The sequence below is a fragment of the Limnohabitans sp. Jir72 genome, from assembly GCF_003063575.1.
In the GTDB taxonomy this organism is placed as follows: Bacteria; Pseudomonadota; Gammaproteobacteria; order Burkholderiales; family Burkholderiaceae_C; genus Limnohabitans_A.
Genome location: NZ_NESC01000001.1, coordinates 93,739 through 113,181 on the forward strand (window position 1 = coordinate 93,739; position 19,443 = coordinate 113,181).

Below are 19,443 nucleotides of genomic sequence, written 5' to 3' on the forward strand. Positions count from 1 at the left end.
TTTCGATTGCCGCCTTTTTTCTTCACTGGGTCATCCATGAATTTTCAATTTATCCGTCGCCGCACGAACGCCTCTGCGTTGACTTTACTGGCATCGGCGTTGGCATGTTTGCCAGCCTGGGCTGTCGAGCCTTTCACTGTTCGGGATATCCGAGTTGAAGGCTTGCAGCGGATCGAGCCAGGGACTGTTTTTGCTTCATTGCCATTTCGAGTTGGTGAACAGTACACCGATGACAAAGGTGCTGCTGCTATCCGGGCCTTGTTTGCACTGGGTTTGTTCAAAGATGTGCGCTTGGAAACACAGGGCGAAGTCTTGGTGGTGGTGGTGGAAGAGCGGCCATCCGTTGCTGCAGTTGAATTTGTGGGCCTCAAGGAATTTGACAAGGATGTACTGTTCAAGGCGCTCAAAGAGGTGGGTTTGGCCGAGGGGCGTCCTTATGACAAGGCGTTGGCTGACAAGGCTGAACAAGAACTCAAGCGCCAATACATCAGCCGCAGTCTTTATGGCGCAGAAGTGGTGACAACGGCCACCCCTATTGATCGCAACCGTGTGAATCTGACTTTCACGATCACAGAGGGTGGCCCCGCCAAGATCAGCCATATCGAGATTGTGGGCAACAAGGTATTTTCTGCTGATACCTTGCGTGACCAATTCAATTTGGACACTGGTGGCTGGATGAGTTGGTACACCAAATCGGATCGGTATTCACGCTCCAAACTCAATGGCGATCTTGAGGCATTACGTTCATTCTATTTGGCGCGAGGTTATTTGGAGTTTCGTATTGACTCTACACAAGTGGCCATGACACCAGATAAACAGCAGATGTCAATCACTGTCAATATCAATGAAGGTGAACGATTTCTTGTGTCTGGCGTCAAGCTGGAAGGCAATTACTTGGATAAGGATGATGAGTTCAAATCGCTGGTGAAGATAAAATCTGGTGAGGCCTATAACGCTGAAACAGTGGCGGAGACAATCAAGATATTTACCGATTATTTTGGTAAATTTGGGTTTGCTTTTGCTAGGGTTGAGGCCAAGCCGGTCATTGACCGAAAGAACAATCGTGTGCAATTTTTATTGTTTGCTGAGCCATCACGTCGTGCTTATGTGCGTCGTATATTGGTCGCAGGTAACAATCGTACTCGAGATGAGGTCATTCGCCGAGAGTTTCGTCAATTGGAAGCAGCGTGGTATGATGGCGATAAAATAAGTCTTTCCCGAGATCGTGTCAATCGTTTGGGTTATTTCACTGACGTTAATGTCGACACGCAAGAAATTCCAGGTGCGCCTGATCAAGTGGATTTGTTGTTCAGTGTGACTGAGAAGCCTACCGGCAGCATTTCACTGGGTGCGGGTTTTTCTTCAGCAGAGAAGGTAGCTCTTAGTTTTGGCATTCAGCAAGAGAACGCTTTTGGCTCTGGAAACTATTTGGCAATTCAAGTTAATACCAGCAAATACAACCGAAATTACGTTGTCAGCACCACCGATCCTTATTTCACCCAAAACGGTATTTCTCGATCGGTTGATTTATTTCACAGAACCACACGCCCCTATTTAGGTGACTTGAATGCCTACAGCTTAGTGAACTCGGGTTTGGGCCTGCGTTTTGGTGTGCCAGTGACAGAGACGGACCGTGTATTTGTGGGGGGCAATTTTGAGCAGACACAAATTGTGGCTGGTACTGGCTTACCTGTTGAATACCAGAATTATGCAAATAAATTCGGCTCTACCAGCACGGCCCTGCCACTCACGCTGGGCTGGGCACATGACGGGCGTGACAGTGCCTTGGTGCCCACCAAGGGTAGCTTGCAGAGCTTCACTGCTGATGTGAGTGTTGCTGGTGATGTTCGTTATGCTCGGACAAATTTCAAATATCAGCAATATATCCCCTTAAACAAAAAATATACATTTGCATTTAATACGGATTTGGGTTGGGGTCAAGGTTTGAGTGGGCAGGATTATCCCTTGTTCAAGAACTTTTATGTCGGGGGCTTGGGTAGCGTCCGTGGTTTTGAGCAATCCACATTGGGCCCAAAATCATCATCAACATCCGGTATTTATTTGGGCGGTCCGAAGAAAGTGGTCTTTAATGCCGAATTGATGACGCCATTTCCGGGTGCAGGCAATGACAAAACACTGCGTTTATTTGCCTTTACCGACGTAGGCCGAGCTTTTGGGCAGAACGAAAGCGTGTCCTTTGCCCAACTTCGCGCCTCCGCAGGTTTTGGCTTGAGTTGGATTTCACCCATGGGTCCATTGCGTTTTTCGTATGCTGTACCGATTCGTCAGCAGACTGACGATAGAATCCAAAAACTTCAATTCCAAATCGGAACTTCTTTCTAATGAAAACGATTCGTCAACATTTCACACTGGCCCTGATCACTGGTGTCGTCGCTTTTTCTGCCATGGCCCAAGCGCAGGAGTTCAAGCTGGGCTTCGTGAACACCGAGCGGATTTTCCGCGAGGCGGCCACCGCCAAACAGGCACAGGCCAAACTTGAGCAAGAATTCTCCCGACGCGAGAAGGAGTTGGTGGATGCGGGCAACACTTTGAAGTCAGCTTCGGAAAAATTTGAGCGCGAAGCACCAACGCTGGCGGAATCGCAGCGCACAGCACGCCAAAAACAATTGTTAGACCAAGACCGTGAGTTTCAGCGCAAACGCCGTGAGTTCCAGGAAGATTTGAATGCTCGCAAAAATGAAGAGCAGCAAGCCGTGGTCGAGCGTGCTAACCGTGCGGTCAAGCAAGTGGCCGAATCTGAAAAATACGATGTGGTGTTTCAGGAAGCGGTGTACATCAACCCCAAGCATGACATCACTGAAAAAGTGATCAAGGCACTCAACGCCTCTGCTGGCAAATAACAGGTTCTGACCTGTTGGAAATGGCGGCATTGAAGCTTAGATCCATCGTAGAGGCACTTGGTGGCCGCTTGCTGGGGGCTGCCGACTTGCAGATCGCCGGGCTTGCACCTTTGCAAACGGCGCGTGCCGATCAAATCAGCTTTCTGAGCCATCCCCGTTACCAAAACCAGTTGGCCATCAGCTTGGCCGGATGTGTGATTGTGGCTCCCGCGTTTGAGGCGATGGTGGCAGATCGACCTGCAGCGATCGTTACAGACGATCCATACCTTTATTTCGCACGCTTGACCCGGTTGTGGAAGCGCGAACAGCATCAGCACAAAGGGCCGCGTATTCACCCCAGTGCAGTCATTGATCCCAATGCCTCGGTTGCGGATGATGCAGTGATCGGACCTTTGTGCGTGATCGAGCGTGGAGCCCGGGTCGGTTCGGGGTCTGTGCTGAAGTCACGCGTCACGCTGGGCGAAGACTGCAGCATAGGTGCCCGTTGCATTGTTCATGCAGGCGTGGTCATTGGCGCAGATGGTTTTGGTTTTGCCTTGCACAAGGGGCAATGGGAAAAGATCGAGCAATTGGGTGCTGTCTGCATCGGTGACGATGTGGAGATCGGAGCCAACACCTGCATCGACCGCGGCGCATTGGATGACACGGTGATCGAAAACGGCGTCAAGCTGGATAACCTGATTCAGATCGGGCACAACGTGCGCATTGGCCAACACACTGCCATGGCAGGGTGTGTAGGCGTTGCGGGCAGTGCTCGCATTGGTGCACATTGCACGGTGGGTGGTGGTGCGATTGTTCTGGGTCATTTGACGGTGGCCGACCATGTCCACATTTCAGCAGCCTCTGTGGTTACTCGATCTATCGCTCAGCCCGGTCAATACACCGGCATGTTCCCACTTGACAGCAATGCCAATTGGGAAAAAAACGCGGCCAGCCTCAAACAGCTCTCGCGCTTGCGTGACCGCATCAGAGCGCTGGAAACTGACATTCAAAATAACAAGGAAACCTAGACCATGATGGACATCCACCAAATCCTCAAGCAATTGCCTCACCGCTACCCCATCCTCTTGGTCGATCGCGTGCTGGAGCTTGAAAAAGGCGTGCGCATCAAGGCACTCAAAAATGTGTCCATCAATGAGCCCTACTTTTTGGGTCACTTTCCACACCGCCCCGTCATGCCGGGCGTGTTGATGCTCGAAGCCTTGGCTCAGGCGGCCGCCTTGCTGGCTTTTGATACCCTGGGTGAGACCCCGGATGACCAAACGGTGTATTACTTTGCAGGCATCGATGGCGCCCGTTTCAAACGCCCTGTGGAGCCCGGTGATCAATTGATTCTGGAAGTGGAACTGGACCGCATGAAAGCGGGCATTTTCAAGTTCAAGGCGCGTGCCAAGGTGGGTAACGAGATCGCTACCGAAGCCGAACTGATGTGCACCATGCGCAAGATCCCTCAGGCTTGAGCACCATGAGTAATATCCATCCAACGGCCATCATCAGCGTGAGCGCTGAGCTCGACAGCTCGGTGACCGTTGGGCCTTACAGTGTGATCGGTCCGCACGTGCGCATGGGCGCGGGGACCACGGTGGCCAGCCACTGCGTGATCGAAGGCCACACCACGATTGGCCGTGATAACCGGATTTTCCAGTTCAGCTCCTTGGGCGCTGTGCCGCAGGACAAGAAGTACAACAACGAGCCATGTGAACTGGTCATCGGTGACCGCAACACGATCCGCGAGTTTTGTACCTTCAACATCGGTTCGCCCGGTGACCGCGCCGTGACCTCGGTGGGCAACGACAACTGGATCATGGCTTATGTGCATTTGGCCCATGATTGCCAAGTGGGGAACCACACGATCTTTGCCAACAACACGCAATTGGCCGGTCATGTGGTGGTGGACGATTGGGTGATCTTGGGGGGCTTCACGGTGGTACACCAGTTTTGCCGCATTGGCGCGCACAGCTTCACCGCCATGAACTCCTTGCTGTTCGCCGATTTGCCGCCTTTTGTGATGGCACAAGGGCAACCTGCCCAAGCGCGTTCGATGAACTTTGAAGGTCTGCGTCGCCGAGGTTTTACGCCTGCTCGCATCAGCGCCGTCAAAGCCATGCACAAGGCCCTTTACCGAGATGGCTTGTCTTTGGCCGATGCCATGGAACGCATTGCTGGCCTGACTGCCCAAACGCCAGAGGCCGCAGAGGATGTGAAGATGATGTTGGACTTTTTGTTGGCCGCCTCGCCGCAGCGCGGCATTGTGCGTTGATCACCGATGACTGATGCTCAGGCTCCGGTGCAACAGGCCCCTTCGGGGGCCTTGTCCTTTGGCATGGTGGCCGGAGAAGCCTCGGGCGATTTGCTGGCGGGTTTGCTGATTCAAGGTTTGCAGCAACGTTGGCCACAGGCGCAGGGCTTTGGCATTGGCGGCCCCCGGATGGCCGCTTTGGGTTTCGATGCCTGGTGGCCTCACGAACGCCTGGCGGTCCGTGGTTACGTTGAAGTGCTGCGCCACTACCGTGGCATTGTGGCCATCCGTGAGCAGCTCAAGCAGCGGCTTTTGGCCTCGCCACCCGATGTGTTCATCGGGGTGGATGCCCCTGATTTCAATCTGGACCTAGAGGCTCATCTCAAAGCTGCAGGCATTCCCACGGTGCACTTCGTGTGTCCTTCGATCTGGGCATGGCGACCTGAGCGCATCGAAAAGATTCAGCGCAGCGTGGACCACATGCTGTGCATTTTCCCGTTTGAACCCGAGCTGCTGGCACGCGCTGGCATTGAGGCCACCTATGTGGGCCATCCGCTGGCGCAAACCATTCCCATGACACCTGACCGTGTTACCGCACGCCAAAGCTTGGGTCTGAATCCGGATCGTCCCTTGGTGGCCTTGTTGCCAGGCAGTCGCCAATCCGAGATCGAGCACTTGGTGCCGCGTTTCATTCAGGCAGCGCAAATCATGCAAAAGAAACAGCCCCTTCTGCAGTTTGTGTTGCCTGCCATCCCGAGCTTGCAAGCATCGGTTCAAAGCCTGGTCGATGCACAAGGCGGCTTGAGCGGACTGCATCTTCTCAAGGCTCAATCGCATCAGGCTTTGGCGGCCTGTGACGTGACTTTGATCGCCAGCGGCACCGCCACGCTGGAGGCTGCCTTGTTCAAGCGCCCCATGGTCATTGGCTACCACATGAACTGGCTCAGCTGGCAGATCATGAAGCGCAAAAAATTGCAGCCCTGGGTGGGCTTGCCCAATATCCTGTGCCAAGACTTTGTGGTGCCCGAATTCATCCAAGACCAGTGCACGCCCGAAGCCCTGGCCTCAGCCACACTCGAATGGCTGGCGCATCCGGACCGTGTGGCTGCGGTACAAACCCGTTTCGAGCAGCTGCACCAGACCTTGCAGTGCGATACCGCAGATTTGGCGACCCATGCCCTCGAAAAAGTCCTGGGCGCTTGAGCAGGCGCCATTGAATTTTGACGTCCCCGGCCTGATGGCCGGTGTGGACGAGGCTGGCCGTGGCCCTCTGGCAGGGCCTGTCGTGGCTGCGGCCGTGATTTTGGATGACTTGCATCCGATCGCTGGTCTCAATGACTCGAAAAAGCTCAGCGCCAAACGCCGTGAGCAATTGTTCGATGAGATCAAAGCCAAGGCTTTGTGCTTTTCGATTGCCCAAGCGTCGGCGCAAGAGATTGACGAGATCAACATTTTGCAAGCGACCCTGCTGGCCATGAAGCGGGCGGTCGAAGGGTTGCGCCTCAAGCCCGTGAAAGTTCTGGTGGATGGCAACCGTCTGCCGAGCATTGACATTCGCGCAGAAGCGATTGTTCAAGGCGATGCCTTGGTGCCCGCCATTTCAGCGGCATCCATTTTGGCCAAAGTGCACCGCGATCGGCTTTGCGAGCAAATGCACGCACAGTACCCGCAATACGGGTTTGATCAACACAAGGGCTATGGCACAGCCGTTCATATGGCGGCTTTGCAAGCCCATGGCCCAGCCGAATGCCACAGACTGACTTTTGCCCCGGTGGCCAGGAGTGTTCGATGAATCTGATCACCTCGCGTGACAACCCCTTGGTCAAGTCCATACGACGCTTGGCGCAAGAGAGTTCGGCCTACCGCAAGGCCGGGCAGTTCTGGCTGGAGGGTGATCATTTGTGCCGCGCAGCAGTGCAGCGCGGTGTGCGGCCTTTGCAGGTTGTGCTGACGGAGTCATTTTGGCAAGAGCAGGGCGCCGAATGGGCTGCGCACGGCGATCAGTTGATCGTCATGCCGGACACCTTGTTCGCTTCCTTGAGTGGCCTGGAGTCACCCGCCCGCATGGGCTTTGTGGTGGCTTGGTCGGACCAAGCCGCAGTCTTGCCTGATGCGTCCACGGTGATCCTGGACCGCTTGCAAGATGCCGGCAATGTGGGTGCCATCCTGCGCTGCGCTTCGGCTTTTGGCTATCGGCAGGTTCTGGCGATCAAAGGCACCGCCGCGCTGTGGTCGCCTAAAGTCCTTCGGGCGGGCATGGGCGCGCACTTTGGCCTCCATCTGGTCGAGTCGGCCAGCGTTGCCGATGTGGCGGCCTTGACGGTGCCGGTCTTGACCACCAGTTCCCATGGCGGCTCTTTTTTGCACGAGCTTTTGAAAAATGGGCAGTTGCAACCGCAGTGCGCGTGGCTGTTTGGCCATGAAGGGCAGGGCGTCAGCGAGGCCTTGATGTTGCATGCCCGGCAAATGGTCCGCATCGCGCAACCGGGGGGTGAAGAGTCCCTCAACGTGGCAACAGCGGCGGCGATTTGTTTGCACGCCAGTGCAACGGCTTGAATTTGACCGCTTTCGCAGGCCTGATCCGGATTTGGCGAGGGTATTTGTCAGGGTTTTCGAGGTGGTCCTCGGCTATAATGGGAGGCTTTCCTGCATCAACCCGTACGCCACAGTCCATCCCAGGCCCATTCCTCGAACAAGCAGCCAAAAAGAGACTTGATCTCTGATGCGCGCTGAGGCGTACCCGAACTATTCCGGAGAACCCAGTGCTTTTGTCTCTTCAGGGAACCTTCCCGCCCGCCATTTTGGCGCTCGCAGACGGCACGGTCTTTATCGGCAACTCGATTGGAGCCACCGGCTCCACAGTCGGCGAAGTGGTGTTCAACACCTCGCTCACCGGCTACCAAGAAATCCTCACCGACCCCAGCTACTGCCAGCAGATCGTCACCTTGACGTACCCGCACATCGGTAACTACGGCGTCAACGTGGAAGACATCGAAGCTGACAAAGTCCATGCCGCTGGCTTGATCATCAAAGACTTGCCTTTGGTTGCAAGCAACTTCCGCTCTTGCCAAACCTTGTCGGCCTATTTGGCGGATGCAGGCACCGTGGCGATTGCCAACATCGACACCCGTCAATTGACACGCATTTTGCGCACCAAGGGTGCCCAAAACGGCGCGATCGTGGGTTTGGCCAAAGGCCAAGAAGTCACACAAGCGTTGATCGACCAAGCCGTGGCCGCCGCCAAAGGCGCGCCTAATATGGCTGGCCTCGATTTGGCGCAAAAAGTCACCGTGTCCAAGTCGTATGAGTGGACACAAACCGAGTGGACATTGGGCGAAGGCTACGGCAACTTGACCGCACCTAAGTTCCATGTGGTCGCGTATGACTTCGGCGTGAAGAAAAACATCTTGCGCATGTTGGCCGAGCGTGGCTGTAAAGTGACCGTGGTGCCTGCCAAGACGCCAGCCGCTGACGTGCTCAAGCACAACCCCGACGGCATCTTCTTGTCCAACGGCCCTGGCGACCCTCAGCCTTGCGACTACGCGATTGCGGCAGCTGCTGAGTTGATCGAAACCGGCATTCCCACATTTGGCATTTGCTTGGGTCACCAAATCATGGCCTTGGCCAGTGGCGCGAAAACTTTCAAGATGAAGTTTGGCCACCATGGCGCGAACCATCCTGTGAAAGATCTCGACTCAGGTCGTGTGTCCATCACAAGCCAAAACCACGGTTTTGCGGTGGACGAAAAAACCTTGCCTGCCAATTTGCGCGCCACCCATGTGTCGCTGTTTGACGGCACCTTGCAGGGCTTGGCCCGCACAGACAAGCCTGCTTTTTGCTTCCAAGGTCACCCCGAAGCTTCTCCAGGCCCGCACGATATTGCTTACCTCTTTGACCGCTTCATCCACCTGATGGAGGCTCCATAACATGCCAAAGCGCACCGACCTCAAAAGCATCCTCATCATTGGCGCCGGCCCGATCATCATCGGTCAAGCTTGCGAGTTCGACTACTCCGGCGTGCAGGCCTGCAAAGCTTTGCGTGAAGAGGGCTACAAAGTCATCTTGATCAACAGCAACCCTGCCACGATCATGACCGACCCAGCCACGGCCGACGTCACCTACATCGAGCCCATCACTTGGCAGACGGTTGAGAAGATCATCGCCAAAGAACGTCCCGATGCCATTCTGCCCACCATGGGCGGCCAGACGGCGCTGAACTGCGCGTTGGACCTGTGGCACAACGGCGTGCTCGACAAGTACAAGGTCGAGCTGATTGGCGCGACGCCAGAGGCGATCGACAAAGCCGAAGACCGCTTGAAGTTCAAAGACGCCATGACCAAAATTGGTCTGGGTTCTGCGCGCTCTGGCATCGCCCACAGCATGGAAGAAGCTTGGGATGTGCAAAAGACCTTGGGTTTCCCCACGGTCATTCGCCCCAGCTTTACCTTGGGTGGCACGGGTGGCGGCATTGCCTACAACCCCGAAGAATTCGAAGTGATTTGCAAACGCGGTCTGGAGGCTTCGCCCACCACCGAGTTGTTGATTGAAGAATCTTTGCTCGGTTGGAAAGAGTACGAGATGGAAGTGGTGCGCGACAAGGCGGACAACTGCATCATCATCTGCTCGATCGAAAACCTGGACCCCATGGGTGTGCACACGGGCGACTCGATCACCGTGGCACCTGCCCAGACGCTGACCGACAAGGAATACCAGATTCTGCGCAACGCCTCTTTGGCTGTTCTGCGTGAGATCGGGGTGGACACCGGCGGCTCTAATGTGCAGTTCTCGATCAACCCCAAAGACGGCCGCATGGTCGTCATTGAGATGAACCCCCGCGTGTCGCGTTCATCGGCATTGGCATCTAAAGCCACGGGTTTCCCGATTGCGAAAGTCGCGGCCAAACTGGCTGTGGGTTACACGCTCGACGAGTTGCGCAACGAGATTACAGGTGGTGCAACCCCCGCGTCTTTCGAGCCTTCGATCGACTACGTGGTCACCAAAATCCCACGTTTTGCGTTTGAGAAATTCCCCACAGCCGACAGCCGTTTGACCACCCAAATGAAGTCGGTGGGCGAGGTCATGGCCATGGGTCGCACCTTCCAAGAGTCGTTCCAAAAAGCCCTGCGTGGTCTCGAAGTTGGCGTGGACGGCATGAACGAAAAAACCCAAGACCGCGAAGTGCTCGAGAAAGAACTGGGTGAGCCCGGTCCTGAACGCATTTGGTACGTGGGTGATGCCTTTGCCATGGGCCTGAGCGTGGACGAGGTGTTTGCCTTGACCAAGATCGACCCTTGGTTCCTGGTGCAGATCGAAGAGATCGTGAAGATCGAACTGGAACTTGAAACCACCACGCTGGAAGCCATCACGGCAGACGAGCTGCGTGCGCTCAAGAAGAAAGGCTTCTCCGATCGCCGCTTGGCCAAGTTGCTCAAGACCACAGAGCACGTGGTGCGTGCCCGTCGCCATGCCTTGAACATTCGCCCCGTCTACAAACGCGTGGACACCTGCGCGGCCGAGTTCTCGACCGATACGGCCTACATGTACTCTTGCTACGAGGGTAATGGCGACGGTGAGTGCGAAGCCGAACCGACGACCAACAAGAAAATCATGGTGCTGGGCGGTGGTCCGAACCGCATTGGTCAGGGCATCGAGTTTGACTACTGCTGCGTGCACGCCGCGCTCGCCATGCGCGAAGACGGTTACGAAACCATCATGGTCAACTGCAACCCCGAGACCGTGTCGACCGACTACGACACCTCAGACCGTTTGTATTTCGAACCCGTCACCTTGGAAGACGTGCTCGAAATCGTCGACAAAGAGAAGCCCACGGGCGTCATCGTTCAATACGGCGGCCAAACCCCTTTGAAATTGGCGCTCGATTTGGAAGCCGCTGGCGTGCCCATCATCGGCACCAGCCCCGACATGATCGACGCTGCGGAAGACCGCGAGCGTTTCCAAAAGCTGCTGCAAGACTTGGGTCTGCGTCAGCCGCCCAACGCCACAGCGCGCACCGAGCCAGAAGCGCTGGAAAAGGCAGCCGCCTTGGGTTACCCCTTGGTCGTTCGCCCCAGCTATGTGCTGGGTGGCCGCGCCATGGAAATCGTGCACGAGCAACGTGACCTCGAACGCTACATGCGCGAAGCGGTCAAGGTTTCGCATGACTCGCCCGTGTTGTTGGACCGTTTCTTGAACGATGCCATCGAATGCGATGTGGATTGCCTGCGCGACCCCGAAGGTAAAACCTTCATCGGTGGCGTGATGGAACACATCGAACAAGCGGGCGTGCACAGCGGTGACTCGGCTTGCTCATTGCCGCCTTATTCGTTGTCGGTTGAAACCGTCAACGAACTCAAGCGCCAATCGGCTGCCATGGCCGGTGCTTTGAACGTGGTCGGTTTGATGAACGTGCAGTTCGCGATCCAAAACATCGATGGCAAAGACGTCATCTATGTGCTGGAAGTGAACCCCCGCGCTTCACGCACTGTGCCTTACGTGTCTAAAGCCACGGGCATCCAGTTGGCCAAGGTCGCTGCTCGTTGCATGGCGGGCCAATCGTTGGCGTCACAAGGCATCACGAAAGAAGTTACGCCTCCATATTTCAGTGTTAAAGAAGCGGTGTTCCCGTTCGTGAAGTTCCCAGGCGTTGACACCATCCTCGGCCCTGAGATGAAGTCCACGGGCGAAGTCATGGGCGTGGGCAAGACCTTTGGCGAAGCTTTTGTGAAGAGCCAATTGGGTGCAGGCACCAAACTGCCGCGCCCCACCAAAGCCGACGGCACGCCCTCAGGCAAGGTGTTCATTTCGGTCAAGAACAACGACAAGCCACGCGTCATTGAAGTAGCTCGCCAATTGGCAGCGCAAGGCTTTGCGCTGATTGCAACCAAAGGCACGGCCAACGCCATCAATGCTGCGGGCGTGGCTTGCGCCATCGTGAACAAGGTCACCGAAGGTCGCCCCCACATTGTGGACATGATCAAAAACAACGAGGTGGTGTTGGTCATCAACACCGTCGAAGAGCGCCGCAATGCGATCGCCGATTCGCGTCACATCCGTACCTCGGCCTTGCTCAACCGTGTCACCACCTTCACAACCATCGCAGGCGCGGAAGCGGCTGTGGAAGGCATGAAGTACATGGATCAGCTGGACGTGATTTCTGTACAGGAAATGCACGCTCAATTAACGGCCTGAAAAGCCAGCTTGAAGCCCGTGCCTTGCGCCTTTGGTGCAAGGCATAATGGAATCATTACCGCCGAGTCGCAACACTCGGCGGTTTGTTTTTGGAGAACAGAACATGTCAACCATCCCGATCACAAAACGCGGCTCAGAAAAGCTCAAAGACGAATTGCATCGTCTCAAAACGGTGGATCGTCCCAGTGTCATCCAAGCCATTGCCGAGGCGCGTGCCCAAGGCGATTTGAGTGAGAACGCCGAGTACGAAGCCGCCAAAGACCGTCAAGGTTTCATCGAAGGCCGCATCCAGGAAATCGAAGGCAAGTTGTCTGCAGCCCAGATCATCGACCCTGCAACAGTCGATGCTGGGGGCCGTGTTGTCTTTGGCACCACTGTCGAGTTGGAAGACGAAAGCACCGGTGATACGGTGACTTATCAGATCGTGGGCGAAGACGAAGCCGACTTGAAGCTGGGCCTGATCAACATCAGCAGCCCGATTGCCCGTGCTTTGATTGGCAAGGAAGAGGGTGACGTGGCTGAAGTCCAGGCACCGGGTGGCGTGCGTCGCTATGAAATCGTGGGCGTTTCCTACATCTGATCACCATGAAAAAAGCCTGGGCGTTCACAGGAACATCCAGGCTTGAGGGTTTCAGCCAGGCATTGATGCCCGGCTGTTGGTCGATCAGTCCAAGCGGCCTTTTTTGACAGATTTTTGCTTGGGTTTGGCGCGTTTGATCTGGCCGCCCGCGGCCAGGCGCTGGTTGCCCAAAACCCGCAGGGTTTTGACTTCAGGCCGTTGGCCACCACGCTTGCTGTATTTCAGGATTTTGAAGTCACGCGGACCCGCTTTGCGGTCTTCGTCAATTTCCTTGATTTTTTCAGGCTGAGGCCTCCACAGGACCAGCAATTTTCCGATGTGCTGAATGGGCGCGGCGTTCAGCTGGTCCGCCAGTTGGACGAACATGGCTTCGCGTGCTGCTCGATCGTCGCCCAGAACCCGGATTTTGATCAGGCCATGGGCATTGAGCGCGGCTTCGGTTTCCTTGATCACGGCGGCCGACAGGCCATCGCCGCCGATCATGACGACAGGATCAAGGTGGTGTGCATCGGCGCGGAAAACCTTACGCTCTGCAGGAGTGAGTTGTATTTGAGGCATGTCGCTATTATCCCAGCAAGGACGGACAGGAATGAAAGTAAAAACACAAAGTAAAAAAGTCAACAAGGCCTGGCTGAATGACCATGTCAACGATCCGTATGTGAAGTTGGCTCACAAAGAGGGCTACCGGGCTCGTGCGGCTTACAAACTCAAGGAGATTGATGAGACCCTGGGTTTGATCCGTCCGGGGCAGCTGGTGGTGGATCTGGGCTCGGCACCGGGTGCTTGGAGTCAGTACCTGCGCCGCCGTCTGTCGCCTCAGGGGGCCGCTGTCGGTGAGCTCAACGGCACCATTGTGGCCTTGGATCTTTTGCCGATGGACCCGATCGAAGGTGTCCAGTTCATTCAAGGGGACTTTCGTGAAGACGCTGTCCTTGCAGAGTTGGAGGCGGCTGTGGCTGGGCGTCAGGCGGATGTGGTTGTATCCGACATGGCCCCTAATTTGTCGGGTATCGATTCCACCGATGCGGCCCGCATAGCCCATTTGACCGAACTGGCTCTGGAATTTTCTCAAAAGCACCTCAAGCCTCAGGGGGCCTTGGTGGTCAAACTTTTTCATGGCAGTGGTTACAGCCAGCTGGTCAAGCTGTTCAAAGCCACGTTCAAAGTGGTCAAACCCATCAAGCCCAAGTCCTCGCGCGACAAATCATCGGAGACTTTTTTGGTTGGTATCGGGCTGATTTCACCGCGAGCGGATTAATTCCCGCGTTTTACAGGGCCAAAACACCAAGAGCCACTAGGAAGCGTCAGTGCACAGGCCTAAAATGACAACAGTAATTTTTTCAATTGGAGCCTCGCTTGAATAACCCCTGGTTTTCAAAGATTGCCGTTTGGGTGGTGATAGCCATGGTGCTGTTCACTGTGTTCAAACAGTTTGACACTCACGGCACGGCTGGCGCGAATGCCATCGGGTATTCGGATTTCCTCGAGGAAGTGCGCGGTAACCGCATCAAAACTGCGACGATCCAGGAGAGTCCTGGTGGCACGGAAATTCTGGCCACCACCAACGACGACCGCCGCATCAAGACCACCGCCACTTACCTCGACCGTGGCCTGGTAGGTGATCTGATCAACAGCGGTGTCAAATTCGACGTCAAGCCCCGTGAAGAAGGCTCCTTGCTCATGAGCTTGCTCGTGAGCTGGGGCCCCATGTTGCTGCTGATCGGTGTCTGGGTGTATTTCATGCGACAGATGCAAGGCGGCGGCAAAGGTGGTGCCTTCAGCTTTGGCAAGTCCAAAGCACGCATGCTCGACGAGAACAACAATCAAGTGACTTTTGCCGATGTCGCCGGATGTGACGAAGCCAAGGAAGAAGTCAAGGAAGTCGTGGACTTCCTGAAAGATCCCCAAAAGTTTCAAAAGCTCGGTGGCCGCATTCCCCGTGGCTTGTTGCTCGTAGGACCTCCGGGTACCGGTAAAACGCTTCTGGCCAAAGGCATTGCAGGCGAAGCCAAAGTGCCATTTTTTAGCATTTCCGGTTCGGACTTTGTCGAGATGTTTGTGGGCGTTGGTGCTGCCCGTGTCCGCGACATGTTCGAAAACGCCAAGAAAAATGCACCTTGCATCATCTTCATCGATGAAATCGATGCGGTCGGTCGCCAGCGCGGTGCAGGCTTGGGCGGTGGCAACGATGAGCGTGAGCAAACACTCAACCAGATGCTGGTCGAGATGGATGGTTTCGAGACCAACCTGGGCGTCATCGTGGTCGCTGCCACCAATCGCCCCGACATCCTGGATGCCGCTTTGCTCCGTCCAGGTCGTTTTGACCGTCAGGTGTATGTGACTCTGCCCGATATCCGCGGCCGTGAGCAGATTCTCAACGTGCACATGCGCAAGGTGCCGATTGGCCAGGACGTCAATGCCGGGGTGATTGCCCGCGGCACGCCCGGCATGAGTGGCGCTGATCTGGCCAATCTTTGCAATGAAGCGGCCTTGATGGCCGCCCGCCGAAACGCGCGAGTGGTCGAGATGGTGGACTTCGAAAAGGCCAAAGACAAGATCCTGATGGGCCCAGAGCGCAAGAGCATGGTCATGCCAGAACATGAGCGCCGCAACACGGCCTACCACGAAGCAGGGCACGCCTTGATCGGCAAACTGCTGCCTAAATGCGATCCCGTGCACAAGGTCACCATCATCCCCCGTGGTCGTGCTTTGGGCGTGACGATGAGCCTGCCCGAGGAAGACCGCTACAGCTATGACAAAGAATTCATGCTGAACCAAATCAGCATGTTGTTCGGTGGTCGTATTGCCGAAGAAGTCTTTATGAACCAAATGACGACTGGTGCCAGCAACGACTTTGAGCGTGCCACATCGATTGCCCGTGACATGGTGATGCGCTATGGCATGACCGATGCGCTGGGCCCCATGGTCTATGCCGAAAACGAAGGCGAAGTGTTCCTGGGCCGTTCGGTGACCAAGACCACCAACATGAGTGAATCCACCATGCAAAAGGTGGATGCCGAAGTGCGCAGCATCATCGATGAGCAGTACAAACTGGCTCGCCGCTTGATTGAAGAGCACAGCGTGCAGATGCACGCCATGGCCAAGGCATTGCTGGAATGGGAAACCATCGACAAGGACCAGCTTGATGACATCATGGCCGGGCGCGATCCCCTTCCCCCCAAGGACTGGACGCCTCGCAACCCGCCTTCGGGTGGTGGTTCTGCGGGTGGCACCCCAGTGGTTAAGGCAGAACCTGCCACTACAGCTGTTTGATTTACAACAAGCAGCATGCAAACGGGGCCTTGTGCCCCGTTTTGCATGGTGGGCAAGAAATCAAGGAGTTTTTCATGGGCATGCGTTGGCAAACCACACGTTTTGATCTCGATTTGTCCTACCCACGGGTGATGGGCATTGTGAACGCAACACCGGACTCCTTTTCGGACGGTGGTCGTTACCAAGACACGCGGGCAGCAGTTCAACATGCTGAGCGACTGCTCAAGGATGGGGCGGCCATTTTGGATGTAGGCGGTGAGTCCACAAGGCCAGGTGCCGCGGTGGTGCCTGCCGAAGAGGAGCTGTCCCGCTTGATCCCGGTTTTGCAAGAACTGGTTCGTTGGCAAGTCCCCATTTCTGTGGACACTTATAAGCCTGAGGTGATGCAAGCGGTGCTGGACTTGGGTGTGGACATCGTCAATGACATCTGGGCTTTGCGCCAGCCTCGCGCAGAGGCGGTTGTGGCGGCGCACCCCAAGTGTGGGGTGTGTCTGATGCACATGCACCGAGATCCCCAAAGCATGCAATTGCACACCATGGAGGGTGATGTCTTGGACGCTGTCACGGCATTCTTGGCGCAGCGGCTGCAAAGTCTGCAAGCACAAGGGGTGGCTGCGCAGCGCCTGGTTCTCGACCCGGGCATTGGGTTTGGCAAAACGGTGGCGCAAAACTTCCGCTTGCTCGCGCGCCAATCCGACCTGTTGCATTTGGGGCGGCCTGTTTTGGCGGGGTGGTCACGCAAGTCCTCTTTGGGCGCAGTGCTCTCGCAAGATGGTCAGGCCCCAGCGCCTTCGCAACGGGAAACGGCCAGCGTCGCTGCCGCCTTGTTGGCGGTGGAGCGGGGCGCTGCCGTGGTGCGCGTGCACGATGTCAAGGCCACAGTGGATGCACTCAAAGTCTGGCAGGCCATACAAGACAATGCTTGATCGCGTGCAGTGCCGAACAGTGACTCTTAAAGTGTGTGCTTGCACGGCATAAAATCAACGATCGATTACAAATTTCAGGACTGTTGGCATGACTCGGCAATATTTCGGCACAGACGGCATTCGCGGCACGGTGGGTCAAAAGCCTATCACTCCAGATTTCATTTTGCGTTTGGCGCACGCGGTGGGACGCGTACTGAAGTCCCAGGAGGCCCACCCAACGGTCCTGATCGGCAAAGACACCCGCATTTCGGGCTACATGCTCGAAAGTGCGCTGGAGTCCGGCTTCAATTCTGCGGGTGTGGATGTGGTTTTGCTGGGCCCTGTTCCTACGCCTGCCGTCGCCTATTTGACCCGCGCCCAAAGGGCATCCTTGGGCGTGGTCATCAGCGCCAGTCACAACCCATTTGCTGACAACGGCATCAAGTTTTTCAGTGCCCAGGGAACCAAGTTGTCCGACGCTTGGGAAGAGGCCGTTGAAGCCGCTTTGCTGGAAGACCCGGTGTGGGTGGATTCGGCCGCATTGGGTAAAACACGTCGTTTGGACGACGCGGCTGGCCGCTACATTGAGTTTTGCAAAAGTACATTCTCCAACGATCTGACCCTCAAAGGTTTGAAGATCGTGGTCGATGCCGCACACGGTGCCGCCTACCAAATAGCCCCCAAGGTGTTTCACGAACTGGGCGCTGAAGTCATTTCAATGGGATGTTCTCCTGACGGTCTGAACATCAACAAAGGCGTGGGGGCCACCCACCCCGAAGCCTTGGTTCAACTGGTCAAGGACCATCAGGCCGATTACGGTGTGGCCTTGGACGGTGATGCCGATCGATTGCAATTGGTGGATGCCTCGGGCCGCTTGTTCAATGGCGATGAGTTGTTGTATTTGATGGTGGCTGATCGCTTGGCGCGCGATGAAGCCGTGCCGGGAGCCGTGGGCACCTTGATGACCAATATGGCGATCGAAGTGGCACTCAAGAAGAAGGGCGTTCAGTTCGTGCGGGCCAAGGTGGGTGATCGCTATGTGCTAGAGGTTTTGCACGACAAAGGCTGGTTGCTCGGCGGTGAAGGCTCGGGCCATTTGCTGGCCTTAGACAAGCACACCACGGGCGATGGCTTGGTCAGTGCGTTGCAGGTCTTGCAGGCCTGTGTGGGCAGCGGCCAGACCATGGCGCAATTGTTGTACGGTATTGAGCTGTTTCCGCAAACCTTGATCAATGTGCGCCTGAAGCCGGGCTTTGACTGGCAAGGCCATCAGCCTTTGTGGGATGCCACCAAGGCAGCAGAAACCGAGTTGGGTGAAGCGGGGCGGGCGTTGATCCGGGCCAGTGGTACAGAGCCCTTGGTGCGCGTGATGGTGGAGGGGCGTGATCCTGTTCAGGCACGCCAGTGGGCGGAGCGCATTGCCGCCACATTGGCCCAGTGATTGCCCCAACCAGTCGTTCCCGCCTGTGACGGGCGGCTCAATAAATGAGCCGTTCGGGGCGGATTTCCTGCAAGATGGTGGTGGCGATTTCTTCGATGGACTTGGTCGTTGTGGACAGCCACCGAATGCCTGATCGGCGCATCATGGCCTCGGCTTCGGAGACTTCCATGCGGCAATTTTCAAGGCTTGCATAGCGGGAGTTGGGGCGGCGTTCTGAGCGAATTTCGGCTAGGCGTTCTGGTTGAATGCTCAGACCAAAAATCTTTTTGCGGTGCGGCACCAGGGCAGGCGGCAGTTGCCGACGGTCAAAGTCCTCCGGAATCAAGGGGTAATTGGCCGCCTTGAGGCCATGCTGCATGGCCAAATACAAGCTAGTGGGTGTCTTTCCGCTGCGGCTGACACCGACCAAGATGACCTCAGCCGACTCCAGATCCCGGTTCGATTGCCCATCGTCATGGGCCAGCGAGAAGTTGATCGCTTCGATCCGGTCGTGGTATTCCTTGCTTTTGCTCACGTCCGAAAACCGACCCACACGGTGGTGTGATTTGATGCCCAGCTCATTTTCCAGCGGGTTCACAAAGGTGCCGAACATGTCCAACAACATGCCCTGGCAATGTTCCTGGAGCACTTTCAGCACATCCATGTTCACCAAGGTGGTGAACACAATCGGTTTGTTGCCTTCGGTCTCTGCTGTGTGGTTGATCTGGCGCACCGCCTGGTGGGCTTTGTCGATGGTGTCGGTGAAAGGCAGGCGCACATGGCGGGTTTTCATCTCGAACTGCGCCAAGATGGCGTTGCCAAAAGTTTCGGCAGTGATGCCTGTGCCATCTGAGACAAAGAAAACAGTGCGTTTGGACATGTTGATCAGAAAATATTTCAAAGGTCAGGGGCGGCCAAGCCCCTAAAATGATTCGATTATCCATGGCCCTCAGGTTTGCGGTTCCATAAAGAGAACA

The 19,443-nt window shown here is 55.9% G+C and carries 17 protein-coding genes; 15 read left to right on the plus strand and 2 right to left on the minus strand.

Going from position 1 to position 19,443, the window contains the following annotated elements; genetic code table 11:
- Nucleotides 1-36 precede the first annotated feature (36 nt).
- The 11 genes from bamA to greA all read left to right on the plus strand — a co-directional run bounded on the left by bamA (nt 37) and on the right by greA (nt 12,868).
- On the plus strand, nt 37-2,343 hold the full coding sequence (bamA, locus tag B9Z52_RS00360) for an outer membrane protein assembly factor BamA (protein ID WP_108411895.1): 2,307 nt from the start codon (nt 37-39) through the stop codon (nt 2,341-2,343).
- Nucleotides 2,343-2,861 (plus strand): OmpH family outer membrane protein, encoded by a 519-nt coding sequence (locus tag B9Z52_RS00365; RefSeq protein ID WP_108411896.1) that lies wholly within the window; start codon nt 2,343-2,345, stop codon nt 2,859-2,861. The genes bamA and B9Z52_RS00365 overlap by 1 nt, the downstream gene beginning before the upstream one ends.
- 20 nt (nt 2,862-2,881) lie before the next feature.
- Nucleotides 2,882-3,871 carry a UDP-3-O-(3-hydroxymyristoyl)glucosamine N-acyltransferase gene (lpxD, locus tag B9Z52_RS00370; RefSeq protein ID WP_108411897.1) on the plus strand — a complete coding sequence of 330 codons (990 nt, stop codon included), beginning with the start codon at nt 2,882-2,884 and terminating at the stop codon, nt 3,869-3,871.
- 3 nt (nt 3,872-3,874) lie between these two features.
- Nucleotides 3,875-4,321, plus strand: a complete 447-nt coding sequence (fabZ, locus tag B9Z52_RS00375; protein WP_108411898.1) for a 3-hydroxyacyl-ACP dehydratase FabZ — start codon at nt 3,875-3,877, stop codon at nt 4,319-4,321.
- 5 nt (nt 4,322-4,326) lie between these two features.
- The gene (gene lpxA, locus B9Z52_RS00380; protein WP_108411899.1) at nt 4,327-5,121 is read left to right on the plus strand and encodes an acyl-ACP--UDP-N-acetylglucosamine O-acyltransferase; all 795 of its coding nucleotides are present in this window, start codon (nt 4,327-4,329) and stop codon (nt 5,119-5,121) included.
- 6 nt (nt 5,122-5,127) lie between these two features.
- Nucleotides 5,128-6,303, plus strand: coding sequence for a lipid-A-disaccharide synthase (lpxB, locus tag B9Z52_RS00385; protein ID WP_233251754.1), 1,176 nt, complete (start codon nt 5,128-5,130; stop codon nt 6,301-6,303).
- Nucleotides 6,275-6,892 carry a ribonuclease HII gene (gene rnhB / locus B9Z52_RS00390; RefSeq protein ID WP_108411900.1) on the plus strand — a complete coding sequence of 206 codons (618 nt, stop codon included), beginning with the start codon at nt 6,275-6,277 and terminating at the stop codon, nt 6,890-6,892. The genes lpxB and rnhB overlap by 29 nt, the downstream gene beginning before the upstream one ends.
- A complete protein-coding gene (locus B9Z52_RS00395; protein WP_108411901.1) occupies nt 6,889-7,656 on the plus strand; it encodes an RNA methyltransferase in 768 nt (255 codons plus the stop codon). The genes rnhB and B9Z52_RS00395 overlap by 4 nt, the downstream gene beginning before the upstream one ends.
- Nucleotides 7,657-7,862: 206 nt before the next feature.
- Complete coding sequence (gene carA, locus B9Z52_RS00400; protein ID WP_199222010.1) at nt 7,863-9,026, plus strand: glutamine-hydrolyzing carbamoyl-phosphate synthase small subunit; 1,164 nt, start codon at nt 7,863-7,865, stop codon at nt 9,024-9,026.
- A 1-nt stretch (nt 9,027) separates the two neighbouring features.
- On the plus strand, nt 9,028-12,288 hold the full coding sequence (gene carB / locus B9Z52_RS00405; protein WP_108411903.1) for a carbamoyl-phosphate synthase large subunit: 3,261 nt from the start codon (nt 9,028-9,030) through the stop codon (nt 12,286-12,288).
- A gap of 103 nt (nt 12,289-12,391) precedes the next feature.
- A complete protein-coding gene (gene greA, locus B9Z52_RS00410) occupies nt 12,392-12,868 on the plus strand; it encodes a transcription elongation factor GreA (RefSeq protein ID WP_108411904.1) in 477 nt (158 codons plus the stop codon).
- Nucleotides 12,869-12,952: 84 nt separating this feature from the next.
- Here greA and B9Z52_RS00415 read toward each other — a convergent pair whose 3' ends face one another.
- Nucleotides 12,953-13,426, minus strand: a complete 474-nt coding sequence (locus B9Z52_RS00415; protein ID WP_108411905.1) for a YhbY family RNA-binding protein — start codon at nt 13,424-13,426, stop codon at nt 12,953-12,955.
- A gap of 31 nt (nt 13,427-13,457) precedes the next feature.
- Here B9Z52_RS00415 and B9Z52_RS00420 point away from each other — a divergent pair, with 31 nt between their 5' ends.
- The 4 genes from B9Z52_RS00420 (at nt 13,458) to glmM (ending at nt 18,487) form a co-directional block, all read left to right on the plus strand.
- Nucleotides 13,458-14,126: an RlmE family RNA methyltransferase gene (locus B9Z52_RS00420; protein WP_108411906.1), complete on the plus strand. Its 669-nt coding sequence runs from the start codon at nt 13,458-13,460 to the stop codon at nt 14,124-14,126.
- A gap of 98 nt (nt 14,127-14,224) precedes the next feature.
- Nucleotides 14,225-16,141, plus strand: a complete 1,917-nt coding sequence (gene ftsH / locus B9Z52_RS00425) for an ATP-dependent zinc metalloprotease FtsH (RefSeq protein ID WP_108411907.1) — start codon at nt 14,225-14,227, stop codon at nt 16,139-16,141.
- A gap of 80 nt (nt 16,142-16,221) precedes the next feature.
- Nucleotides 16,222-17,067 carry a dihydropteroate synthase gene (gene folP / locus B9Z52_RS00430; RefSeq protein WP_108412315.1) on the plus strand — a complete coding sequence of 282 codons (846 nt, stop codon included), beginning with the start codon at nt 16,222-16,224 and terminating at the stop codon, nt 17,065-17,067.
- 88 nt (nt 17,068-17,155) lie between these two features.
- On the plus strand, nt 17,156-18,487 hold the full coding sequence (gene glmM, locus B9Z52_RS00435) for a phosphoglucosamine mutase (RefSeq protein WP_108411908.1): 1,332 nt from the start codon (nt 17,156-17,158) through the stop codon (nt 18,485-18,487).
- A gap of 37 nt (nt 18,488-18,524) precedes the next feature.
- Here glmM and B9Z52_RS00440 read toward each other — a convergent pair whose 3' ends face one another.
- The gene (locus B9Z52_RS00440; protein WP_108412316.1) at nt 18,525-19,346 is read right to left on the minus strand and encodes a pyruvate, water dikinase regulatory protein; all 822 of its coding nucleotides are present in this window, start codon (nt 19,344-19,346) and stop codon (nt 18,525-18,527) included.
- Nucleotides 19,347-19,443: the final 97 nt, after the last annotated feature.